The sequence below is a fragment of the Neisseria mucosa genome, assembly GCF_013267835.1.
Taxonomy (GTDB): domain Bacteria; phylum Pseudomonadota; class Gammaproteobacteria; order Burkholderiales; family Neisseriaceae; genus Neisseria.
Genome location: NZ_CP053939.1, coordinates 302,083 through 323,613, shown reverse-complemented (window position 1 = coordinate 323,613; position 21,531 = coordinate 302,083). Strand labels below are relative to the sequence as shown.

24 protein-coding genes are annotated in these 21,531 nt (G+C 49.3%); 4 read left to right on the top strand and 20 right to left on the bottom strand.

Features of this window, described 5'->3' with window-relative positions; all coding sequences use genetic code 11:
• Nucleotides 1-51 precede the first annotated feature (51 nt).
• A complete protein-coding gene (gene trhA / locus FOC66_RS01465) occupies nucleotides 52-678 on the bottom strand; it encodes a PAQR family membrane homeostasis protein TrhA (protein ID WP_003745948.1) in 627 nt (208 codons plus the stop codon).
• A gap of 197 nt (nucleotides 679-875) precedes the next feature.
• Between trhA and cysD the strand changes: the two genes are divergently transcribed.
• The gene (gene cysD / locus FOC66_RS01460; protein WP_269208297.1) at nucleotides 876-1,808 is read left to right on the top strand and encodes a sulfate adenylyltransferase subunit CysD; all 933 of its coding nucleotides are present in this window, start codon (nucleotides 876-878) and stop codon (nucleotides 1,806-1,808) included.
• Between the two features lie 232 nt (nucleotides 1,809-2,040).
• On the top strand, nucleotides 2,041-2,604 hold the full coding sequence (locus FOC66_RS01455; RefSeq protein WP_003745944.1) for an RBBP9/YdeN family alpha/beta hydrolase: 564 nt from the start codon (nucleotides 2,041-2,043) through the stop codon (nucleotides 2,602-2,604).
• A gap of 133 nt (nucleotides 2,605-2,737) precedes the next feature.
• Here FOC66_RS01455 and pyrC read toward each other — a convergent pair whose 3' ends face one another.
• From pyrC to FOC66_RS01435, 4 genes are all read right to left on the bottom strand, one after another.
• Entirely contained in the window at nucleotides 2,738-3,772 is a 1,035-nt protein-coding gene (gene pyrC / locus FOC66_RS01450) for a dihydroorotase (protein WP_003745942.1), read from the bottom strand.
• A gap of 96 nt (nucleotides 3,773-3,868) precedes the next feature.
• On the bottom strand, nucleotides 3,869-4,462 hold the full coding sequence (locus tag FOC66_RS01445; protein ID WP_003745940.1) for an NMCC_0638 family (lipo)protein: 594 nt from the start codon (nucleotides 4,460-4,462) through the stop codon (nucleotides 3,869-3,871).
• A 12-nt stretch (nucleotides 4,463-4,474) separates the two neighbouring features.
• A complete protein-coding gene (locus tag FOC66_RS01440; protein WP_003745938.1) occupies nucleotides 4,475-4,699 on the bottom strand; it encodes a sulfurtransferase TusA family protein in 225 nt (74 codons plus the stop codon).
• A 124-nt stretch (nucleotides 4,700-4,823) separates the two neighbouring features.
• A complete protein-coding gene (locus FOC66_RS01435; RefSeq protein ID WP_036493555.1) occupies nucleotides 4,824-5,378 on the bottom strand; it encodes a hypothetical protein in 555 nt (184 codons plus the stop codon).
• Between the two features lie 209 nt (nucleotides 5,379-5,587).
• Here FOC66_RS01435 and FOC66_RS01430 point away from each other — a divergent pair, with 209 nt between their 5' ends.
• Entirely contained in the window at nucleotides 5,588-6,199 is a 612-nt protein-coding gene (locus FOC66_RS01430) for a CNP1-like family protein (RefSeq protein ID WP_003745936.1), read from the top strand.
• Nucleotides 6,200-6,262: 63 nt separating this feature from the next.
• Here the strand turns inward: FOC66_RS01430 and FOC66_RS01425 are convergent, their stop codons facing one another.
• Entirely contained in the window at nucleotides 6,263-7,378 is a 1,116-nt protein-coding gene (locus tag FOC66_RS01425) for a porin (RefSeq protein WP_003745934.1), read from the bottom strand.
• A 388-nt stretch (nucleotides 7,379-7,766) separates the two neighbouring features.
• Here FOC66_RS01425 and FOC66_RS01420 point away from each other — a divergent pair, with 388 nt between their 5' ends.
• The gene (locus FOC66_RS01420; RefSeq protein ID WP_003745932.1) at nucleotides 7,767-8,513 is read left to right on the top strand and encodes a carbonic anhydrase; all 747 of its coding nucleotides are present in this window, start codon (nucleotides 7,767-7,769) and stop codon (nucleotides 8,511-8,513) included.
• 62 nt (nucleotides 8,514-8,575) lie between these two features.
• On the opposite strand, the gene FOC66_RS01415 is transcribed toward FOC66_RS01420, so the two are convergent.
• The 14 genes from FOC66_RS01415 to folK all read right to left on the bottom strand — a co-directional run bounded on the left by FOC66_RS01415 (nucleotide 8,576) and on the right by folK (nucleotide 21,519).
• Nucleotides 8,576-10,210, bottom strand: a complete 1,635-nt coding sequence (locus FOC66_RS01415) for a CTP synthase (protein WP_003745931.1) — start codon at nucleotides 10,208-10,210, stop codon at nucleotides 8,576-8,578.
• Between the two features lie 124 nt (nucleotides 10,211-10,334).
• Nucleotides 10,335-11,990: an AMP-binding protein gene (locus FOC66_RS01410; RefSeq protein ID WP_003745929.1), complete on the bottom strand. Its 1,656-nt coding sequence runs from the start codon at nucleotides 11,988-11,990 to the stop codon at nucleotides 10,335-10,337.
• Between the two features lie 93 nt (nucleotides 11,991-12,083).
• Nucleotides 12,084-13,187, bottom strand: a complete 1,104-nt coding sequence (gene mnmA, locus FOC66_RS01405; RefSeq protein ID WP_003745927.1) for a tRNA 2-thiouridine(34) synthase MnmA — start codon at nucleotides 13,185-13,187, stop codon at nucleotides 12,084-12,086.
• Nucleotides 13,188-13,313: 126 nt separating this feature from the next.
• On the bottom strand, nucleotides 13,314-13,790 hold the full coding sequence (locus FOC66_RS01400) for a copper chaperone PCu(A)C (protein WP_003745926.1): 477 nt from the start codon (nucleotides 13,788-13,790) through the stop codon (nucleotides 13,314-13,316).
• Nucleotides 13,791-13,921: 131 nt separating this feature from the next.
• Complete coding sequence (locus tag FOC66_RS01395) at nucleotides 13,922-14,305, bottom strand: diacylglycerol kinase (protein ID WP_049322731.1); 384 nt, start codon at nucleotides 14,303-14,305, stop codon at nucleotides 13,922-13,924.
• A gap of 68 nt (nucleotides 14,306-14,373) precedes the next feature.
• Nucleotides 14,374-15,330: a glutathione synthase gene (gshB, locus tag FOC66_RS01390; RefSeq protein ID WP_003745922.1), complete on the bottom strand. Its 957-nt coding sequence runs from the start codon at nucleotides 15,328-15,330 to the stop codon at nucleotides 14,374-14,376.
• 114 nt (nucleotides 15,331-15,444) lie between these two features.
• Nucleotides 15,445-17,106: a DNA repair protein RecN gene (gene recN, locus FOC66_RS01385; protein WP_003745920.1), complete on the bottom strand. Its 1,662-nt coding sequence runs from the start codon at nucleotides 17,104-17,106 to the stop codon at nucleotides 15,445-15,447.
• A 288-nt stretch (nucleotides 17,107-17,394) separates the two neighbouring features.
• On the bottom strand, nucleotides 17,395-18,003 hold the full coding sequence (gene scpB / locus FOC66_RS01380; protein WP_003745916.1) for an SMC-Scp complex subunit ScpB: 609 nt from the start codon (nucleotides 18,001-18,003) through the stop codon (nucleotides 17,395-17,397).
• Between the two features lie 69 nt (nucleotides 18,004-18,072).
• Entirely contained in the window at nucleotides 18,073-18,306 is a 234-nt protein-coding gene (locus FOC66_RS01375) for a glutaredoxin family protein (RefSeq protein WP_050787142.1), read from the bottom strand.
• 130 nt (nucleotides 18,307-18,436) lie between these two features.
• Nucleotides 18,437-18,637, bottom strand: coding sequence for a (2Fe-2S)-binding protein (locus FOC66_RS01370; RefSeq protein ID WP_003681978.1), 201 nt, complete (start codon nucleotides 18,635-18,637; stop codon nucleotides 18,437-18,439).
• Nucleotides 18,638-18,864: 227 nt separating this feature from the next.
• A complete protein-coding gene (gene xerD, locus FOC66_RS01365; protein WP_053088381.1) occupies nucleotides 18,865-19,743 on the bottom strand; it encodes a site-specific tyrosine recombinase XerD in 879 nt (292 codons plus the stop codon).
• 74 nt (nucleotides 19,744-19,817) lie between these two features.
• Nucleotides 19,818-20,261: a peroxiredoxin gene (locus tag FOC66_RS01360; protein ID WP_003745910.1), complete on the bottom strand. Its 444-nt coding sequence runs from the start codon at nucleotides 20,259-20,261 to the stop codon at nucleotides 19,818-19,820.
• A gap of 36 nt (nucleotides 20,262-20,297) precedes the next feature.
• Complete coding sequence (locus FOC66_RS01355; protein WP_003745909.1) at nucleotides 20,298-20,933, bottom strand: deoxynucleoside kinase; 636 nt, start codon at nucleotides 20,931-20,933, stop codon at nucleotides 20,298-20,300.
• A 97-nt stretch (nucleotides 20,934-21,030) separates the two neighbouring features.
• A complete protein-coding gene (folK, locus tag FOC66_RS01350; protein ID WP_003745907.1) occupies nucleotides 21,031-21,519 on the bottom strand; it encodes a 2-amino-4-hydroxy-6-hydroxymethyldihydropteridine diphosphokinase in 489 nt (162 codons plus the stop codon).
• Nucleotides 21,520-21,531: the final 12 nt, after the last annotated feature.

Sequence of the window (21,531 nt, the reverse complement as noted above, 5' to 3'; positions counted from 1 at the left end):
CAAAAACCTCTCAGTCAAACTGAGAGGTTTTTTATTTCAGGCCGTCTGAAACTACAACACATAAAAATAAATGCTGATAAATTGCGTCAAACTGCCTGCCAAGACAAACAAGTGCCAAATACCGTGGCCGTGGCGAATTTTCGTATCGTTGATAAACCAATAAATCCCCACGCTGTACAATACGCCGCCCAACACCAGCCAAAATAATCCACCCGCCGAAAGCGACTGTATCAGCGGCCATACCGCCACCACAATCAGCCAGCCCATCAACACATAAATCACCATCGACAGCAGCCGCTTCTCGCTTTTGCGCCCGATCGTCAGCTCCTGAACAATGCCCAGCAAAGCCAGCCCCCACGACACGCCGAAAAGCGACCAACCCCAGCCGCCGTGAAGGGTAATCAGCGTAAACGGCGTATAGCTGCCTGCAATCAAAAGATAAATCATGCAATGATCGACCTTTTGCAAAATCGCCTTGGCCTTCGGCTGCGGAATACTGTGGTATAAGGTTGAACCCAAATACAGGAGCAGCAGGCAGATTCCGTAAGTCAGTGCACCGGCAATCCGATAGCCGTCCGCCGATTCCACCGCTTTCACCAGCATCAGCACCAACGCCGCCACTGCCAATAAGAAACCGGCCAAATGGCTGTACGCATTAAATCTCTCGCCGTGATACATAAACCATTCTCATTTCTAAAAAACCAAAGTGTACGCGAAGACAGACGCTTCGTCAGAGAAATCGGGTTAAAAATAAGTTAAAGCGCAAAGGCCGTCTGAAAACACACTCGGGCAATATAACAAAAACATCTTTGCAACAAACAAACCATTCTTTCCCTTTTTCAGACGGCCTCACTAAAGTATCGGCTATCGCCAAGATTGCAAAGAGAGAAAAAATGTCCATCCAAAACCACCACCTCGACTGGCTCGAAGCCGAGTCCATCTACATCATCCGCGAAGTGATTGCCAACGCCCAAAACCCGGCCCTGCTGTTTTCCGGCGGCAAAGACTCCGTCGTCCTGCTGGCGCTTGCCGTCAAAGCCTTCCAAATCGAAGGCCGCCCGCTGAAACTGCCGTTCAAACTCCTGCACGTCGATACCGGCCACAATTACCCTGAAGTCATCCAGTTCCGCGACGACACGGTCGCCCGCACCGGCGTACAACTTGTGGTCGGCAGCGTAGAAGAATCCATCCGCAAAGGCAGCGTCGTCTTGCGCCGCGAAACCGATTCGCGCAACGCCGCCCAAGCCGTTACACTGGTTGAAACCATCGAAGAACAAGGCTTTGATGCGCTGATGGGCGGCGCACGCCGCGATGAAGAAAAAGCGCGCGCCAAAGAACGCATCTTCTCTTTCCGCGACGAGTTCGGCCAATGGGATCCCAAAAACCAACGTCCTGAATTATGGTCGCTCTACAACACACGCCTGTTCCAAGGCGAAAACATGCGCGTATTCCCGATTTCCAACTGGACGGAATTGGACATCTGGCAATACATCGCACGCGAAAAACTCGCCCTGCCGCCGATTTATTACACCCATAAGCGCGAAGTTGTCGAACGCAACGGCCTGCTCGTTCCCGTTACCCCGTTGACCCCAAAACGCGAAGGCGAAGTTGCCCAAATCCGCGATGTCCGCTTCCGTACCGTCGGCGATATTTCCTGTACCTGCCCGGTTGCCAGCACCGCCGCCACACCCGAAGACATCATTGCGGAAACCGCCGCCGCGACCATTTCCGAACGCAGTGCCACACGCATGGACGACCGCGTATCGGAAGCGGCAATGGAAGAGCGCAAAAAACAAGGCTATTTCTAAACCGTTTTTTCAGACGGCCCCTATATATTTCAAACCCGAACAACACGGCAAAGCCTTCCGCCCCTACCGTGTTGTTTGCTTTATTATTCTTGCAAATATCATTTAACAACAAAAGCTTAATCAAAAATCCTGACAAAGCGACAAACAATAAAACATAAACAAACATGGTATAATAAACACTTGCAGGCAGAGATTTAGACAAAAATCTCAGGCCGTCTGAAGGAGGAGAAACATGAACCGACGCGTTTATATCGTACATGGCTTTGAAGGCAATCCGCACGGCAACTGGTTTGACTGGCTTTGCGCCCAAATCAAAAGCACCGGCGCACAAGCAATCTCCCTCGCCATGCCCAATCCCGACAAACCAAGCACGACCGCGTGGCAGTTTACCCTTGACCAGCACATCGGCAAGCCCGATGCCCATACCTTCCTAGTCGGCCACAGCCTCGGCTGCATTACCCTCCTTCACTTCCTCAGCCGCCAACAGCCGCAAAAAATCGGCGGCCTGCTGCTTGCCGCCGGTTTTGCCAATACGCTGCCGCCCTTACCTGCGCTCGATGCCTACATTAAAGCAGCGTCCCCCGATTTCGACATCCTGCGCAAAATCGACATGCCCAAACACTGCCTGGTTTCCGACAACGACACCCATGTTCCGCCCGAACTGACTTTGGATATGGCGGCCAAGCTCAAAAGCCCTGTTACCCATATTCCCGAAGGCGGCCATTTGATGGCTTCGGACGGCTTTACCCAACTGCCGCAGGCTTGGGAAGCGCTGAAACCCATGTTGACCGAATAAACGCACACTCTAATCCGGTTTTCAGACGGCCTCGTCTGTCTTTCCTCCCCATAACAGGCCGTCTGAACGACCATAAAAAACAACCTGCCCTTTCAGGCAGGTTGTTTCTTTTTATGTCTCATTGACAGCAAATTTAATATTGCACCGTCCATTCAATCTCACCGCCGGCCCTCATCGGTACAAGTTCGCCATCGCCGTAAGGCACGCTGGCAGGAACGGTTTGCGTTTGTTTGACCAAGGTGATGGTATCAGAATTTTCAGGCAGGCCGTAGAAACGCGGGCCGTTTTGAGAAGCAAAGGCTTCCAGTTTGTCCAACGCACCTGCTTTCTCAAACACTTCGGCATAAAGCTCGATGGCGGTCATCGCGCTGAACATACCGGCACAACCGCAAGCATTTTCTTTGGCAGTTTTGGCATGTGGCGCAGAGTCCGTACCGAGGAAGAATTTGTGCGCCTTATCGCCGGTAACGGCGGCAACCAAAGCCTGACGGTGGGTTTCGCGTTTGAGTACGGGCAGGCAGAAATGATGAGGGCGCACGCCGCCGACCAAGAGGTCGTTGCGGTTGAGCAGCAAGTGTTGCGGCGTCACGGAGGCGGCAACGTTGTCGCCTGCTTCCAAAACCAGGCGGGCGGCTTCGGCAGTGGTGATGTGTTCGAACACGACTTTAAGATTCGGTACTTGCGCCAAAATGGGCTTCATCACGCGCTCGATAAAGGCGGCTTCGCGGTCGAAAATATCGATTTCAGGATCGGTGACTTCGCCGTGAACCAAGAACAAAATGCCCTGTTTCGCCATTTCTTCCAACAGGGGAATCAGTTTGAACAAGTCGGTCACGCCGGAATCAGAATTGGTGGTCGCGCCTGCAGGATAGAGTTTAAAAGCCACGATACCGGCAGCCTTGGCCTCGCGCACGAGTTCGGGCGTGGCGTTGTCGGTCAAATAAAGCGTCATCAACGGCTCAAACGCGCTGCCTTCAGGCAGGGCGGCCATAATGCGCGCTTTGTAGGCTTGGGCATCGGCAACGCTGACGACGGGCAGTTTGAGGTTGGGCATGATAACCGCGCGGCCCATTTGTCGGGCGGTATAGGGGGCTACGGCTTTGAGCGCGTCGCCGTCGCGCAGGTGCAGGTGCATATCGTCGGGGCGGATGATGGTCAGGGTTTGCATAGCTTACTTTCGAGTGGTTTGGTTTGATAATGTTTCAGACGGCCTTTATTCGGCGGAATGGTTTGTATTGATTTGATATTCCAATCGTCAACCGGTCTAAGGTAAAACGGCGGCCTTATTGTCGTAAGAATGATGGGTCAAATAAAAAACAGCCTGTACCGGAAAATGCTCGGACGACGTTGTTTTGACGGTCAGCAAGGTTTCTTTCGGACTGCCGGACGCGCGCCATGCGTAGGAAATCTGACGCATAGGCAACGGGGCTTCCGACAAATTATCGGCACGCAATTCAGCGTTCAAACCTTGCGGCGGATTTTCTGCTAAAGCCAAAAATTGTTTGAAAATCAGATGATCGTCGGCTTTAGCCGTACGCACGCTACAACTGTCTTCAGTCAGGCTTAAATAATAATCTGCGCCGTTTACCGTTTTCTTCCAAATACTTAATGCCTCCAAATCCATCATTCCGGCAGGCAAATCGGCAATATCTTTTTTCGACAATAAAATCAATTTGTTGGCATTGGCGAACTCGCCGACAAGGGCGGTATCGCCGTCTGCGGCCACACAGCTTTGGCGGAATAAGTCGGTTACATTTTGAGCATAATCGGCAGCGTTCTGCGGCGAAACGCCTTCATTGCCGCATGCACTCAGGCAAACAGCCAATACGACGGCAGACAACGCGACGGCTTTAGACATTTCAGACGGCCTTTATTTGTGTTTCAACACCAGCTTGAACACGCCGTCGGCCTCGCTCGATTCCAACAAAACATGTCCGGTCTGACGGCAAAACGCTTCAAAATCGCTGGGCGCACCGCCATCGGTGGCCAATACGGTCAGCACTTCACCCTCCTGCATTTGCGCCAAAGCTTTTTTGGCACGCAAAATCGGCAGCGGGCATTTCAAACCGATGACATCCAGAGTTTGTGTATTCATAAGGCTCCATAGGTGTATTGGGGTTAGGTTTTATTGCCGCGTTACCAACAGCGGCACAACTATTCAGCTATAACTAACGCAATGATAAATTTAACTTTTAACTATTTTATGGAATTCAGCATTTTTAATGTAAAAGAAATTTTTTTGCTGTATTTTGTGAATTTTCAGAAATATATTTTTCAATCAATATGGCTGTTTCCGCAAAATACTCAGTAGATTTTTCAAATTCTCTTTCTTGTTGCATCTTTGTGAAAGCAATGTAAAACATAAAAAATTCTGTCAGGCTATTACTCAACTGATAAAAATCCGGATCTCCTGGTCTTCCTGCATATACAGGAGACATTGAATGAGTTATATCGCAAAAAATAATGGCATCACTATCTGTACAAGCAAAAATTTGATATTTCCCATCTATAAATTCTTCATAATCTTGCAAAGCCCAATGTTCGACTGTTGTAAATTCGGAATATAAAGGCAGCAATATTAAATTGAAATTACTATTTCCAAAATAACAATCTCCCTTCATTTGGACATGCTGATAATAATATAAAAGCTCCCCTTGAAAAGATGAGGATGAAATATCCAGCTCTTCAAATGAAAATTCTAATTTATTTGAAGGAAATGGGGTTGTTCTTGAATATAGTTCTACTAACTCACTTAGTACATTGTCTAATTTCATATTTTCCCCTTAGCATTTATCTTATTATCGATTTAATCGCTGTTTCAAAGCTGCTTTGCGATCGATTAACCTTCCTGTATTTTTACCGCTATGTCCTTAGTATGAAAACTCGTCATATTAATCAGAATTAACGTCAATTATACCGCACTTACTTGCACCCCACCCTGCAAGCCCATAAAATAAAGCCGTTTTTCACTTTGGAGCTGTCTATGCGCCGTTTTGCCCTTCTCGCTCTCAGCCTTGCCGCGACTCAAGCATTTGCTTTGGGTTTCAGCCAAAAAGATACGCTGACCAACACGCGTTATCAGGAAAGCCCTGAAGAAGTTGCCGCACGAGAATTTAAAGAACACAAAGCCGAGTTGCCGCCCCTGCCCGATACCCAATCGGGCGATTGGTTCGACCTCTATGTCAACGAAACCTACGGCAAGCAGCCCAAAATCCTGCTCAGCAGCCTGCAAATCATGCCTGCGCCGGACAACAGTATCCGCTACGTCTTGAACGTTCGCTCCGACAAAGGCTACGACAACCTCTCCGTCGAAGGCCTCTATTGCGCCCGCACATCCTTTACTTACAGCAACGACAAGCGTTCGTCTTACAAAGTATTCGCTTACGGCGATACAGTAAACCGCCGCTGGATTGAGCCGCGCAAAGGCGATTGGAAGCTGATCGGCAATGCGTTCAGCCGCAACGATGCCCTGCACACTGCGCTGTATCAGGCATTCTGTATCGACGGCATGCCGACAACGGTCGAAGGCTTGGTGCAACGTTTGAAAGAACGCGGCGGCCGTCACGGTACCACGCTGAGCAACCACGACAAATAAACCTGTTTAATCAACAAAAAGGCCGTCTGAAATTTTTCAGACGGCCTTGTCTTTCTAGACGGCCTAGAATTTGTGATACAGGCCCACAGAAGCGGCTTTTTGTTCAATACCGCCTTTGTTGGCTGCAGTCAGACGGGTTTTGTTGCCGACTTTCAGATACGCCAGTTGGGCGACTACGCCGGTGCGTTTGCTGAAGGTGTATTGGCCGCCGACAACGACTTGGTCGAATTTATCCACCAATTTTTCGCCACTGTTCACGCCCTTGGCAGGCCAGCCGTGCGCGTAAGTAATGCGTGGGGTCACGTTGCCGAATTTGTAGCCGACAGTTACCGCTGCATCAACCACTTTCACGGCTTCCTCTTTACCTGAGTCGGCAGTAATGTCACTACCCTTGTACTGATTAAAACCATCGGTGAAATAACCTAAATATTCGTTGCCTGTCTCATGACCTTTGGCATAGTGTACGCCGCCACCGACAAAGAGATTGTCTTTATCGTAATAAGTTTCGACTTTGGCGATTTGCGCCGCTTTGACTTTGCCTGATTTGTCGGTGTACGCACCGTTGTAGTGGCCGTAAGCCGCATTGGCGGTAAAGCCGTTTTTAGAGAAACTCACGCCGCCGGTGTATTGGTCTTTGGCCGGTTTGGAGTGCGTGTATTTGTCTGAAGGATTGCGGTTGTCGCGCGGTGCGTAAGACACGTTGAATTTGAATCCGCCGAAATCCGGGCTGTCGTAGCGTACGGCGGCGTTACGATTGCCGGTACGGGTAAAGATGCCCAAGCCTGCGGCATTGGTTTTGTACATCCATGGATCGATGGTGTCCATTTCGTTCAACATATTGCTGAGTTTACCGGCGCGAATCTTACCGAAGTTACCTTGCAGGCCGATGAAGGAGTCACGAGTGGCAAAACCTTGGGAACCGCCGGTAATGGCCGTTTTTTGTTCAACTTGCCAAATGGCTTTTAAATCGCCGCCCAAGTTCTCGCTGCCTTTGAAACCGATGCGGGAGGTATTGTCATTGATGCTGGTTGCGGTAGAGCTGGTTTCAGAACCTGCGTCACCTTTGATTTTGACCTGACCGACGGTCACGCTGCTTTTGATTTGACCATACAGAATCACTTCTGCAGATGCAGCCAGCGGCAAACCGGCAATAACCAAAGCGATAATCGATTTTTTCATTATTCTCTCCAAAACAAAGTTAAAATCTCGTGAAAACACGTTCAGCAATATTAATGTTTTCTAATGCTACAAACAACTACTTTCATCTTGAGAAACACTTTTATTCATTAGAGTTTAGACTTTTTACAACATAATCAAATAAAACAGGCCGTCTGAAAGAAATTTCAGACGGCCTCCCTTATTCAAAGTGACAACAAAGACAATCAACCCTCTTATTGAAATCATTTAATCAAAAATGATTGTTCGATAAATGTTTGCCATATATCAACCCAACATTCTCCGATTGCCACTATCATTAACTTTCTTCTTACGAATAAGTTTTTTTATATCAATAATTTATTTGGTATAAATTTTTCCTTTTACCTAATGTAAATAAACAGGAACCCTTATGTTGAAAAAACATCTCTTTTTATCTTTGCTAATGGCTGTCTCTACTGCAACGGTATCCGCCGAAACCCATCATGCACATTGGTCTTACACAGGTGAAAACGATGCTGCACACTGGGGCGATTTGAGTGAAGACTTTGCTGTCTGCAAAACAGGCAAACAGCAATCTCCAGTGGACTTCTCCACGACAAAAACAGTAAAAGGCAAACAACTGGCATACCGTTACAACGTCGCCGACTACAAAGTAGAAAATAACGGCCATACTCTTCAAGCCACGCCGCAAGGGAAGGCGCAAACCATCGTGATCAATGGTAAAACCTATACCTTCAAACAATTCCACTTCCATACGCCGAGCGAACATACTTTCAAAGGCAAACATTTCCCGATGGAAGCGCATTTCGTCCATCAAGCCGAAGACGGTACTTTGGCGGTCATCGGCTCTGTATTCAAACCGGGCAAAAACAACCCTGCCTTGTCCGCGCTTACTGCCAAAAAACTGAAAGCAGGCGAATCCGTAACGTTGAAAAACTTGAATATCCAAGCCCTGCTGCCTAAAGATAGCAAGTCATTCCAACTAAAAGGCTCGCTGACAACGCCGCCTTGCAGCGAAAACGTGACTTGGGTTGTCTTAAAAACTCCGGTTCAGGCAGATGCGGCGCAGTTTAAAGCCATGCGCGACATTATCGGCGGCGAAAACAACCGTCCCGTACAACCTTTGAACGACCGCGAAGTCAATGAAGACAAATAACTTCTAAGGCCGTCTGAAAACAAAAAAGCACCCGGAAACGGGTGCTTTTTCAATCACATCAATCAGGCTTTTTTGTTACCCAACGCGGCTTTCACAAACGCAGTAAACAAAGGGTGGCCTTTGCGCGGATTGGAAGTAAATTCCGGATGGAACTGACACGCGAAGAACCAAGGATGATTCGGCAATTCGATGGTTTCAACCAAACGCTCTCGGCCTGCGGATACGCCGCCGATGACCAAACCGGCTTTTTCCAACTGAGGAACATAATTGTTGTTGACCTCGTAGCGGTGGCGATGGCGTTCGCGGATGTGTTCGCTGCCGTAGATTTTTGCGGCAAGGCTGCCCGGTTTGAGGTCAACTTCTTGCGCACCCAAACGCATGGTGCCGCCCAAATCGGCAGATTCGTCACGGGTTTCTACGCTGCCGTCGGCAGTTTGCCATTCGTCAATCAGGGCGACGACAGGCGCGGCGCATTTCAAGTCAAACTCGGTAGAGTTCGCACCCTTCAAGCCTGCCACGTCGCGGGCGTATTCGATCAGGGCGATTTGCATGCCCAGGCAGATGCCCAAGTATGGTACGTTGTTTTCACGCGCATAGCGTACGGCGGCAATTTTGCCTTCTACGCCGCGTGAACCGAAGCCGCCCGGCACCAAAATCGCATCCATGTCTTTGAGCATGGAAACGTCGCCATTGCTCTTCTCGATGCTTTCGCTGTCGACAAAGGTAATTTGTACGTCGGTTTCAGTATGAATACCGGCATGTTTCAGGGCTTCGATCAGCGATTTGTAGGACTCGGTCAAATCAACGTATTTGCCGACCATCGCGATTTTGACGGTGTGTTTCGGATTTTGAATCGCGTGAACGATTTTCTTCCATTCGGTCAAATCAGCTTGTTTGACATTCAGTTGGAGCTGCTCGGTAATGATGCTGTCGATGCCTTGGTTGTGCAGCATTTCAGGGCATTCGTAAATGCTGTCCACATCGTAGCTGCCCACGATGGCGCGTTCTTCAACGTTACAGAACAGGGCAATCTTACGGCGCTCGTCCGCAGGCATTTCTCTGTCCATACGGCAGATCAGGATGTCGGGTTGCAAACCGATGCTCAACATTTCTTTAACGGTATGCTGGGTCGGCTTGGTTTTGATTTCGCCGGCGGCGGCAATGTAAGGAACATAGCTCAGGTGGGCAAACAATGTATTGTTGCGGCCGAGCTGGCTGCGCATTTGGCGGATGGCTTCCAAGAAAGGCAAAGATTCGATATCGCCGACTGTACCGCCGATTTCGACAATCGCCACATCATAACCGGCCGCGCCTTCGTGGATGCGGCGTTTGATTTCATCGGTAATATGCGGAATCACTTGTACGGTACCGCCCAAATAGTCGCCGCGACGCTCTTTGGCAATCACGTTTTCATAGACTTGGCCGGTACTGAAGCTGTTGCGGCGGGTCATGGTAGCGTTGATGAAACGCTCGTAGTGACCGAGGTCAAGGTCGGTTTCCGCGCCGTCATCGGTCACGAATACTTCGCCGTGTTGAAACGGGCTCATGGTACCCGGGTCAACATTGATATACGGGTCGAGCTTAAGCATGGTCACGTTCAAACCACGCGACTCGAGAATAGTAGCAATAGAAGCGGCGGCGATACCTTTACCCAAAGAAGATACAACGCCGCCGGTTACGAAAATAAATTTAGTCATGATGTGATACCCATGTTGGAATGTGTGATTTTAACTTGAAGCAGCATATTCTGGCAAACGGCAAAAGCTTCAGGCCGTCTGAATACAGCGTTTTCAGACGGCCTTATCATGCTGATTCTGTATATCAGCGCAGCTCGCGGCGCAGGATTTTGCCGACGTTGGATTTTGGCAACTCGTCGCGGAATTCGATGTCTTTCGGCACTTTATACGCCGTCAGTTCTTTGCGGCAGAAATCGATCAGTTCTTCCTTGGTCAAAGACGGGTCTTTGCGCACGACGAAAACTTTAATCGCTTCGCCGGTTTTTTCGCTTGCCACGCCGATACAGGCGACTTCCAAGACTTTGTCGTTGCTGGCCACCACTTCTTCGATTTCGTTCGGATATACATTGAAACCGGATACCACAATCAAATCTTTTTTGCGGTCCACCAGCTTCAGCCAGCCTTTTTCATCCATCACGGCAATATCGCCGGTCTCCAAAAAGCCGCGTGCATCGATTGCTTTGGCGGTTTCTTCCGGACGGTTCCAATAGCCTTTCATCACTTGCGGGCCGCGCACCCACAATTCGCCCGGCTGTCCGATAGGCACTTCTTTGCCGTCCGCATCGCGCAATTCGACTTCGGTCGAAGGAACCGGCAAACCGATACCGCCGCTGTAAGCCTCGATATTCAAAGGATTGCAACATACGCCCGGGCTGGCTTCGGTCAAACCGTAAGCTTCCACAATCGGCGTACCGGTGATTTTTTTCCATTTTTCCGCCACGGCTTTTTGCGTTGCCATACCGCCGCCCAAAGTCAGCTTCAAACGGGAAAAATCGACTTCGGCAAAATCCGGACGGTTGACCATCGCATTAAACAGGGTATTCACACCGATGAACACGCTGATCGGCTCTTTTTTCAATTCGCCGATAAACCCCTTCATGTCGCGCGGGTTGGTAATCAGGATGATTTTGGAACCGGTATTCGCAAAAATCATCAGGTTTACCGTCAAGGCAAAGATATGATAAAGCGGCAACGCGGCAATAACCGTTTCTTCGCCTTCGCGCAGGCTGTTTCTAATCCATTCTTTTGCCTGCAACATATTGGCGCAGATATTGCCGTGGCTGAGGACGGCGCCTTTCGCCAAACCGGTCGTACCGCCTGTATATTGCAGCAAGGCTGTGTCATCGCGCGTCAATTCGACGGGCTTGAACGTATTTGCCGCACCTTGCTTCAAGGCCGTCTGAAAAGTCACGGTATTGGGAATGCGGTATTCCGGCACCATTTTTTTCACTTTGCGGATGACGAAGTTCATCAACGCACCTTTAATCATGCCGAACATCTCACCGACCGATGCGACAATCACATGTTTGATTTGCGTACGCGGCAACACCAGCTCCAGCGTATTGGCAAAGTTTTCCAACACGACAATCGTGGTCGCGCCGCTGTCTTTCAACTGATGCTCCAACTCGCGCGGCGTATAAAGCGGATTGGTATTCACTGCCACCAAACCGGCCTGCAAAATACCGAAAAGCGCAATCGGATATTGCAAAACGTTCGGCATCATAATCGCCACGCGCTCACCGCGCGGCAGTTTCAATACGTTTTGCAGGTAAGACGCAAAATCCGTCGCCAACTTGCCCACTTCGGCGTAAGTCAGCGTTTTGCCCATGTTTTGAAAAGCAGGTTTATCTGAGAATTTCTCAACACTTTGACGGAATACGTCGCTGATGGAGCTGTATTGCGTGATGTCGATTTCGGCATTGACGCCTTGTTCGTAGCTTTTGAGCCAGAGTTTTTCCATGTTGATTCAGTCTTTGTTTTAGTCGTTTTTAGAATGGAGGCCGTCTGAAAGGCTTGATTTAATCCGCCGCTTCGTTTTCAAACGGCCCTTGTGTTAAGCAGTAATGATGACAGGCTTGTCGGTGGACATGATGATACCGCCGCCCAAGCACACATCGCCGTCGTACAGTACCGCAGATTGGCCGGGGGTTACTGCCCACTGCGGCTCATCAAAAACAAGCTCGATGGTTTCATCATCCAAGTAACGCAACGTACAAGGCGCGTCAGCCATACGGTAGCGCGTTTTGCAGGTATAGCGGCCTTCTTTCGGGCGTTCGGGCAATGTGAAACTCAAATCGTTCATAACCAAGCTTTGCGTATAAAGCAAAGGATGGTCATGGCCTTGGACAACAATCAGTTCGTTTTGGGTCAAATCCTTGGCCGCAACAAACCACGGCTCGCCTGCGCCACCGATGCCCAAGCCTTTGCGTTGGCCCAGCGTGTAAAACATCAAGCCGACGTGTTCGCCAACCACTTTGCCTTCAGGGGTCACCATTTTGCCATTATTGGTCGGCAGGTATTTTTGCAAAAACTCGCGGAACGGGCGCTCGCCGATAAAGCAAATGCCGGTACTGTCTTTTTTGGTTGCGGTCGGTAATTTGAATTCTTCGGCAAGACGGCGGACTTCAGGCTTCTCTAATTCGCCCAATGGGAAAATCGCGCGCTCAAGTTGGAAAGGCTTGAGACGATACAGGAAATAGCTTTGGTCTTTATTTTGATCCAAGCCTTTGAGCAGGTAATGCACGCCGTTGCGAACTTCTTTGCGGGCATAGTGTCCGGTGGCAATGGTATCGGCGCCCTGCTCGATGGCGTAGTCTAAAAAGCATTTAAATTTGATTTCGGCATTGCACAACACATCCGGATTCGGCGTGCGGCCTGCGCTGTATTCTTTAAGGAAATAGGCAAATACGTTGTCTTTATATTGTGCGGCGAAATTGACGATGTCGATGTCGATGCCGATGATATCGGCGACGGCAATGGCATCGAAGGAATCTTGTTTGATGCTGCAATATTCGTCGTTGTCGTCATCTTCCCAGTTCTGCATGAACACGCCGCTGATTTGATGGCCTTGCTGTTTGAGCAGGGCCGCGGTAACGGATGAATCGACGCCGCCGGAGAGGCCGACGATGATGTTTGCTGGTGTGTTGTGAGTATTCATGAGCGGAATGTGGGTTTCAAATACATTTTTTAAAGCGTGATTTTAGCACATTTTGATTTGACGACAGAAAAGGCCGTCTGCAAGCCCAATGACTTTCAGACGGCCTTTATATGCAAATTCAAGCAATTAGTGCTGATGTGCGCCACCGTGTGCGCCGTGGTCGTGCTGCATTTCGGTTTTAGGCGCGGTTTTCACTTCCAGCTCGACAGTTTGAGGTTTGGCGTTTTTGAATTTCAGGGTTACAGGCACTTTTTCGCCTTCTTTCAATTGTTTTTTTAGACCCATGAACATAACGTGGTAGCTGCCCGGTTTCAGCTCGGTTACGCCTTTTGCAGCCAAAGGCACGCCGCCTTTAACTTCGCGCATACGCATAACGCCGTTGTCGTTAATATGGGTATGTACTTCAACGCGTTCTGCAACAGGGCTGCTGCCGCCTACCAAGAAGTCTTGTTTGGCTTCATCGTTTTGGATTTTCATGAATGCGCCACCCATTTTCATACCTTCGACAGTGGCACGCGCCCAACCGTCTTCAATATGGATACCGGCTGCAGATACGGAAGTTGCCAAGCCTGCCAGAATCAGGGTTGCCATTAATTTTTTCATGTTTTGCTCCTTGTGTTTGCCAAATGGCTGGGATATACGGCCTTCATCTTACAACCAAAGGCCGTCTGAAAACTTTGATATAGATTAATTAATACTATCTAATCCTAACGAATTACCATATTACCACATTTTTAAGCAGTTAATGCAATAATCCAAACAATAAATAACATGAACAAAGCCATCAGTTGCGCGGCCGAGCCGGCATCTTTGGCACGCTTGGCCAGCTCGTGTTTTTCAGTAGAGGTATGGTCAACGGCTGCTTCGACGGCGGTATTAAACAATTCGGTAATCAATGAAATAAACGATGCGGCAACAAGCACCATTTTGATGGCCGGCCCGAAATCAAGGAATAAGGCCAAGACAATTAAAATCAGGTTCAGCCAAAAAACTTGGCGAAATGCGCTTTCATAACGGTACGCGGCAGCCAGTCCGTCTTTGGAATAACCAAACGCATTGATGATGCGTTTGATGCCGTTTTTACCTTTTTTTTCAGATGCGTAGGAAGATGGTTCCATCATATTCTCAACATAAAAAGGCCGTCTGAAAAGAAACGGTCGGGTCAATTTTCAGACGGCCTTTGAGTTTATTGTTTTGCCCAAGATGCCACGGCATCTGCGAACATGGCGGCAACGTCGAAATCTTTTTGCTTCATGATTTCTTGGAAACCGGTCGGGCTGGTTACGTTGACTTCGGTCAGGTTGCTGCCGATGACATCCAAACCTGCCAGCAAAATACCGCGGCGCTTCAATTCAGGCGCCAGGGTTTCTGCAATTTCACGGTCGCGCTCGCTCAATTCCTGCGCCACACCACGGCCGCCGGCAGCCAAGTTGCCGCGCGTTTCGCCGTTTTGCGGAATACGCGCCAAAGCATACGGAACAACTTCCCCGCCGATAATCAAAATGCGCTTGTCGCCATGTACGATTTCAGGAATATAGCGTTGCGCCATGATGGTGCGTGAATCAAGCTGCATCAGGGTTTCAAGGATACTGCCGATATTGGGGTCGGATTCGGTCAGGCGGAAAATGCCCATACCGCCCATGCCGTCCAAAGGTTTGATGATGATGTCGCCGTGTTCTTTCAAAAAGGCACGAACATCGGCAGAACGTGTGGTCACCAAAGTGGGGGCGGTGAACTGGCTGAAGTTCAAAATAGCCAATTTCTCATTGAAATCGCGCATTGCTTGTCCGCTGTTAAATACTTTTGCGCCCTGCTGCTGTGCCAACGTTAAAAACTGGGTTGCGTACAAATATTGCATATCAAACGGCGGATCAGTGCGCATAATGACCGCATCGAAATCTTTTAAGGCCGTCTGAACTTTTGCCTCTGCTTTAAACCATTCATGATCGTCATCGTTCTTCGCACCGACAAACTCAAATGCCGCTGCCTGAGCCACCACCCAGCCTTCACGGACGGACAATTCTCCGCTCAAGGTATGAAAAAGCTGCCAACCGCGCTTTGCCATTTCACGCATCATGGCGTAAGTAGTGTCTTTATAGGTTTTAAAACTTGCCATCGGATCGGCGATAAACAGGACTTTCATCAAAATTTCCTTGTAAACAGACGCTATAATCATACCTTGTATTCTGCTTGTCTGAAAGGGCGCAAAATACGGGAAAGGCCGTCTGAATTTCATTTTCAGACGGCCTTAAGGCTTTTAGGCGGCGGCCAGATGCAAGAGTTCGGCGGCATGGCTGCGTGTGGTATCGGTAATGATTTCGCCGCCCAGCATACGCGCGATTTCCTCAATGCGCTGATGATGATCCAATACGCTGATTTCGCTGACGGTTTGTTCGCCTTCGCTATGTTTGCGTACCTGCCAATGGTTTTCACCGCAAGAGGCGACTTGGGGAAGATGGGTTACCGCCAAAACTTGATGTTTTTTACCCAAGGCACGCAAAGCTTTACCGACCATTTCGGCGACGCCGCCACCGATACCGGTATCCACTTCGTCAAAAATCAATGTCGGCACTTGCGTGTATTGGCTGGCAACCACTTGCAAAGCCAAGCTGATACGCGCCAACTCGCCGCCGGAAGCCACTTTGTTCAAAGGACGGGACGGATTGCCTTTATTTGCCGCCACTTGGAATTGCACCTGCTCCAGACCATGCGCAGTCGGCGAAGACGGCAACAAGACGATGTCAAAACGTGCGCCCTTCATGGCCAAATGCTGCATATGCTCGGTGGTCTCTTCGCCCAAACGGCCGGCCGCCTGATGGCGCATGGCGGAGAGAACGTGAGCGGCTTCATGGTATTCGGCAAGATTGCGTGCGACTGCATTTTCCAAGGCTTCCAAATCGGCAGCTGCTTGCAGGTTTTGCAGGCGCTCGTCAATTTCCGCCAACTTTTGCGGTAACTCTTCCGGCTCAATGCGGTATTTGCGCGCCATGCTCATCAATTCGCCCATCCGGCTTTCTTGTGCGGCCAATTCATTCGGATCGATATCGCTGCGGCCGGCCACATCGCGCATATTGGCACTGATTTCCCCCAACTCGGCTTCAATACTTGCCAACATATTCAGGCTTTCGGCAAAGCGCGGTTCAATGTTTTGCAGATTGCCCAGCAGTTTTTGGCATTGGTAGATTTGACGTTGGATGCCGTTGTCGCCGTCTATGCTTTCGCCCACCTGCTCGGCGGTTTGCAGCAACTCGGCCGAATGCGCCAGGCTGTCGTGGCTTTGGCTTAAGGTTTCCCATTCGTTGGGTTTGAGCTCTAATTGGTTTAATTCATTAAACTGCCATTCCAAACGCTCACGCTCGATGGCCATGGTTTCTGCCTGCTCTTGTGCTTCTTGCAGGGCTTTTTTCGCATTAACCCAATTTTGATAAAGCTGTTTGACCGTTTCCGCCTGCTCTTTGCTGCCGGCAAATGCGTCCAACAACTCGCGTTGCGCGGATTCTTGATTCAACGAATGATGGGCATTTTGTCCGTGAATATCGATTAACTGCTCGCCGATGGCTTTCAGCTGCGCCAGCGTTGCTGCCTGATTATTGATATAACTGCGGCTTTTGCCCTTGGCATCGATAATACGGCGGATGCTGAGCTCTTCGGCATCTTCTTCCAAAAGGCCTTGCTCCTGTAGCTGCGCTTTCAGTTCGGGCAAACCGCTGATGTCAAACAAAGCCGACAACTGTGCCTCTTTGGCGCCGTTGCGCACTTGGCTGTAATCGGCTTTATCGCCCAGCAACAGGCCGATTGCATCCAGGGTAATCGATTTGCCTGCGCCGGTTTCGCCCGTTAAAACGGTAAAGCCGTTTTGAAAATCAAGATTCAGGTTTTCAACAATGACAAAATCACGCAAAGAAAGTGCCAACAGCATTGTAGTATTCCTTAGTAAATCACCCGCAACTATGCGGAATAGCTTTAGATAAACTGATTATAACTAAGATTTTTTATAGTTTAAATCAGATTTTTCTTATGATTTATCTAAGATATTTATTTTAAACAAATTATTTTTTAAGAAACTGCTAAACGCACCACGCCATATTGTTACCCTGGCTGGCTTATTCAATGATATAAAGCGTTCATTTAATGCTATAAAACGCTAGAATAACTAACATAAAGGCCGTCTGAAACACGATTGTTTCAGACGGCCTTTACATTCAAATCAGTTAATCAGTCTGCTTCCTGATTCAACTGCTTCTTCAGCTTCCTCATCGCCTGTCGGCAGCGTTTCCATTAAATCAGGCAACACCAGCTCGCCCAATTCAGTCAGCGGCGGCAATTCTTCCAAACTTTCCAAACGCAAATCGCTTAGGAATGTTGCTGTTGTCGCCCACAAAGCCGGACGGCCGACAGAATCACGGTGGCCGATGACTTCAATCCAGCCCCTATCCTGCAAGGTTTGCATGACATTTTGCGACACCGCCACACCGCGTATGCCTTCAATATCGCCACGCGTTACCGGTTGCTGATAGGCAATAATCGCCAGCGTTTCCATCACGGCACGGGAATAACGCGGCGCGCGCTGCTCTTGCAGGCTGCCCAGTCGTTCAAAGGCGGCTTGGGCGATTTGGAAACGCCAGCCCTCATGGGTATGCACCAGTTGCAAAGCCCTGCCCTGCCAGCGGGCCTTCAGTTGCGCCAACACGTCAATCAGCTTGTCTTGCGACAACGGCGGCACGCACAATTCGCGCATGGCTTTTTCGTTTAAGGGTTCGACTTGCGTCAACAGCGCCGCTTCAATCAACGCATCGGGAGAAAGTTTTTCAGTCATAATAAAATCAATGTTCAGACGGCATAAACAGCCGAAGGCCGTCTGAAAGATAATATGGTCAACGGTTTGTTACGCGCTCAAATGCGCTTTCAGTTTTTCTTCGTCCAAAAACCAATGGCAGATTTCGGTATCGCCATCCAGCAAAACAGGCACCAGCTCATTGTACTTTTCTTCTAAAACCGGATCTTCATCAACATCGACAACATCCAGCCCAAATCCAAACTGCTCCTGATAAGGCTTTAATTGTTCGCGCATTTTGTGGCACAAGCTGCAATATTCCCGAAACATCAAGGTCAGTTTCATGGCGGTTACTCTCGGAGGGACAAAAGCGGCCATTGTATAGCAAAATGCCGCCAAACCATACAGGCATGACAAAGGCCGTCTGAACAGGCGCGAAACTACGCCTTCAGACGGCCTTTATGTGTATTCTGAATTAAGACTGAACGTTGATACCGGCAGTCACGGTATTTTGGGCACTGCTTGCAGTCAAAAATGACGCTGCCAATTCGCCGCAGCAACCGCAACAAGTCGCCACGCCTAATTGAGCCTGCAAATCGCTCATGGTGGTTGCACCGGCGGCGATGGTCTCTTTGATGTCGTGGTCAGTAATGGCGTTGCAGATGCAGACAAACATGATGTGCTCCAATAATTTTGTTACCCTCTGTAATTGAGAGTAGGATTTATTCTTGAACGTAAATATAAATAAAAACGGTTTGCATTGCAATATTGGCACTGTCCTTTTGTTTTGAAATTTTTCTATGTAAATTTGTATTTTGATTGTTATTTTATAAATAGTAAACTTTATAACCGTTCAGACGGCCACGATAACAAAAGGCGGCATCTTCGAGATGTCGCCTTTATTTATGAACGTGAATGGTGTTCATCGACCATGTTTTTCAAACGGATATTGGCAACATGGGTATAAATCTGCGTGGTGTTGATATCGGAATGTCCCAACATCATCTGGACTGAGCGCAAATCGACGCCGTGATTGACCAAATGCGTGGCAAAAGCATGGCGCAAACCGTGCGGACTGAGCGAAGCAATACCGGCCGCTTCGGCATATTCTTTGACTATCATCCATGCAAGCTGACGGCTGATGCCGCTGCGTTTCTGGCTGACAAACACTTCGTCGCAAATTTTGTTTTTCAACAACAACGGACGCGATTCGTTGCAATAGCGTTCCACCCAGTACGCCGCTTCCTGCCCCAGTGGAACCAGACGCAATTTGTCGCCCTTGCCTATGGTGCGGATACTGCCGCGATGCAAATCGATATCGCTGAGCGTCAATTTGACGGCCTCGGTTACACGCAAACCTGTTGCATACATGACTTCAAGCAAGGCCTTATCGCGCAGTCCGTGCGGCGTTTCCACATCCGGCGCAGCCAGCAGCGCGTCGATTTGGGCTTCGGTAATCAGCGTGGGCAATTTGCGTTCCGATTTCGGTGCTTTGAGAAAACGGGTGGGATTGTCTGCCCTTTGGCCCGTTTCTTCCAACCAGCCGTACATGCGCTTGCAAGCCGACAATGCCCGCGCTTGGGACGTGTTTTTTTCCCCCTCCGCATACACGGCATCAGACAGGGCAAACTCATCGGCACTCAACCAATCCTGCCCGCCCTCGGCCAAACGCGCAGCGATTTTGACCAAATCACGGCGGTAACTTTGCAGCGTATTGTGGCTGAGTCGGTCTTGCAGCCAAAGGGATTCAAGCAGCTTGTCTATTAAATCGTCCATATTCATCAAACTGATTGAAAGGCCGTCTGAACGGCATGGCTTTACATCCGTTCAGACGGCCTTAGGTTTTCAAAGCCCTATTAAGAGGCTTGAGAGATTGTATCCAAAACTTCCTGCGCGTGCCCGGCCACTTTGACTTTGCGCCACTCATGGGCGATTTCGCCGTTTTTGTCCAGCACAAAGGTGCTGCGCTCGATGCCGAGGGATTCTTTGCCGTAAAGCTTTTTCAGCTTGATCACGTCAAACAGTTTGCAGACGGTTTCTTCTTTGTCGCTCAACAATTCAAACTGGAAGCCTTGTTTGGCGCAGAAATTCTGATGCGATTTGACACCATCGCGCGAAATGCCGACAACGGTATAGCCCAATGCTTTGAATTGTTCCAATCGGGCATTGAAATCCAAGCCTTCAGTAGTACAGCCGGGCGTGCTGTCTTTAGGATAAAAATAGACAACCAACGGCAAATGTTCGGCGGAGTTAAAATCGCTGCCGGAAGAAGATGGGAGTGTGAATTGATATTTTGACATATTATTCCTTTCAGACGGCCTAAACCTAGCCTGCATTTATTTTTCGCTTAAATTCAAATAACTTCGCGTACCTTGAAAATCTTCCAATGCGCGCAACAAAAGCTGGAAGTGGTCGTCATTGCCGGCCAAATCCAACTCATCGGCATTGACGGTCAGCAAAGGCGCGCTTTGATACAAATGGAAGAAATGGCTGTATTCGTCATGCACCCGTCCCAAATAGCCTTCGGGAAACAAGCTGATGATGCCTTCGTGACGTTTTTGCAGGCGTTTGCGGTTGTTTTCGACAGCGGTTTGCAGATAAATCACCACATCGGGTTCCGCGTATTGCGGCAGAATGCGTTGCTTTATATCGGCAAAAAGCTGTCGCTCGTCATCATTCAAAACGATGGGCGTAAAAATGCGGTCTTTCTCCGGCAGAAAATCAGCCACAACCATTCCACCTTGCGCACAATGGTCTTCAATAATATTCACGCTTTCAGCGCGGCGCGTTAGGAAGAAAAGCTCGGCGGCCAAGCCATTATTGGAAACATTGCTGTAAAACTTCATGAGAAACGGATTGTGATCCGGATTCTCCGACAACAGCAACGCGCTGAAATGCTCTGCCAAGCGGCGGCTCAAAGCGGTCTTGCCGCTACCGATTGCGCCTTCGACAACAATATAACGAGGATTCATAGTAACTCTTTGTAATGTGTTTTCCAACAATATTTTATAGCAAAAAAGGCGTGTCCAACACGCCCTTTCTTGTTTCAGCCTGTTTTTCAGACGGCCCTTATTCTTTCAACAGGCGAATACCCTGCCCGCCCAAAGCCTGAGCCAAATCAGCCGCACGGCCATGCTCGCCCAACTCGAAATCCGGAAGGATTTCGGCCAGCGGCAACATCACGAAACTGCGCTCATGCGCACGCGGATGCGGCAAGGTCAGATGCGGGTCATCGCTGCGGATACCGTCAAAATCGATGATGTCCAAATCCAAGGTGCGCGGCGCATTACGGAAGCTACGCTCACGCCCAAATTCGGCCTCGATACGGTTTAACTCTGCCAACAACGCTACGCCGTCCAATGAAGTTCTCACCGCACAAACGGCGTTTACAAAATCGGGCTGATCGTCATAGCCGACCGGCTCAGTCAGATACAGGGAAGAAGCCTTTTCGAGCCTGATCTCCGGATGCGCGTCCAATTCGGCCAAAGCGGCGCGAACCTGTTCGGCAGGATTGGCGAGATTGCTGCCTAAAGCGATAACGGAAAAATGCGGATACATTTCAGACGGCCT

Coding starts and splice junctions, on each gene's coding strand:
- trhA (WP_003745948.1), bottom strand. CDS start 678: ATGTATCACGGCGAGAGATTTAATGCGTACAGCCATTTGGCCGGTTTC.
- FOC66_RS01455 (WP_003745944.1), top strand. CDS start 2,041: ATGAACCGACGCGTTTATATCGTACATGGCTTTGAAGGCAATCCGCAC.
- pyrC (WP_003745942.1), bottom strand. CDS start 3,772: ATGCAAACCCTGACCATCATCCGCCCCGACGATATGCACCTGCACCTG.
- FOC66_RS01445 (WP_003745940.1), bottom strand. CDS start 4,462: ATGTCTAAAGCCGTCGCGTTGTCTGCCGTCGTATTGGCTGTTTGCCTG.
- FOC66_RS01440 (WP_003745938.1), bottom strand. CDS start 4,699: ATGAATACACAAACTCTGGATGTCATCGGTTTGAAATGCCCGCTGCCG.
- FOC66_RS01435 (WP_036493555.1), bottom strand. CDS start 5,378: ATGAAATTAGACAATGTACTAAGTGAGTTAGTAGAACTATATTCAAGA.
- FOC66_RS01430 (WP_003745936.1), top strand. CDS start 5,588: ATGCGCCGTTTTGCCCTTCTCGCTCTCAGCCTTGCCGCGACTCAAGCA.
- FOC66_RS01425 (WP_003745934.1), bottom strand. CDS start 7,378: ATGAAAAAATCGATTATCGCTTTGGTTATTGCCGGTTTGCCGCTGGCT.
- FOC66_RS01420 (WP_003745932.1), top strand. CDS start 7,767: ATGTTGAAAAAACATCTCTTTTTATCTTTGCTAATGGCTGTCTCTACT.
- FOC66_RS01415 (WP_003745931.1), bottom strand. CDS start 10,210: ATGACTAAATTTATTTTCGTAACCGGCGGCGTTGTATCTTCTTTGGGT.
- FOC66_RS01410 (WP_003745929.1), bottom strand. CDS start 11,990: ATGGAAAAACTCTGGCTCAAAAGCTACGAACAAGGCGTCAATGCCGAA.
- mnmA (WP_003745927.1), bottom strand. CDS start 13,187: ATGAATACTCACAACACACCAGCAAACATCATCGTCGGCCTCTCCGGC.
- FOC66_RS01400 (WP_003745926.1), bottom strand. CDS start 13,790: ATGAAAAAATTAATGGCAACCCTGATTCTGGCAGGCTTGGCAACTTCC.
- FOC66_RS01395 (WP_049322731.1), bottom strand. CDS start 14,305: ATGGAACCATCTTCCTACGCATCTGAAAAAAAAGGTAAAAACGGCATC.
- gshB (WP_003745922.1), bottom strand. CDS start 15,330: ATGAAAGTCCTGTTTATCGCCGATCCGATGGCAAGTTTTAAAACCTAT.
- recN (WP_003745920.1), bottom strand. CDS start 17,106: ATGCTGTTGGCACTTTCTTTGCGTGATTTTGTCATTGTTGAAAACCTG.
- scpB (WP_003745916.1), bottom strand. CDS start 18,003: ATGACTGAAAAACTTTCTCCCGATGCGTTGATTGAAGCGGCGCTGTTG.
- FOC66_RS01375 (WP_050787142.1), bottom strand. CDS start 18,306: ATGAAACTGACCTTGATGTTTCGGGAATATTGCAGCTTGTGCCACAAA.
- FOC66_RS01370 (WP_003681978.1), bottom strand. CDS start 18,637: ATGTTTGTCTGCATCTGCAACGCCATTACTGACCACGACATCAAAGAG.
- xerD (WP_053088381.1), bottom strand. CDS start 19,743: ATGAATATGGACGATTTAATAGACAAGCTGCTTGAATCCCTTTGGCTG.
- FOC66_RS01360 (WP_003745910.1), bottom strand. CDS start 20,261: ATGTCAAAATATCAATTCACACTCCCATCTTCTTCCGGCAGCGATTTT.
- FOC66_RS01355 (WP_003745909.1), bottom strand. CDS start 20,933: ATGAATCCTCGTTATATTGTTGTCGAAGGCGCAATCGGTAGCGGCAAG.
- folK (WP_003745907.1), bottom strand. CDS start 21,519: ATGTATCCGCATTTTTCCGTTATCGCTTTAGGCAGCAATCTCGCCAAT.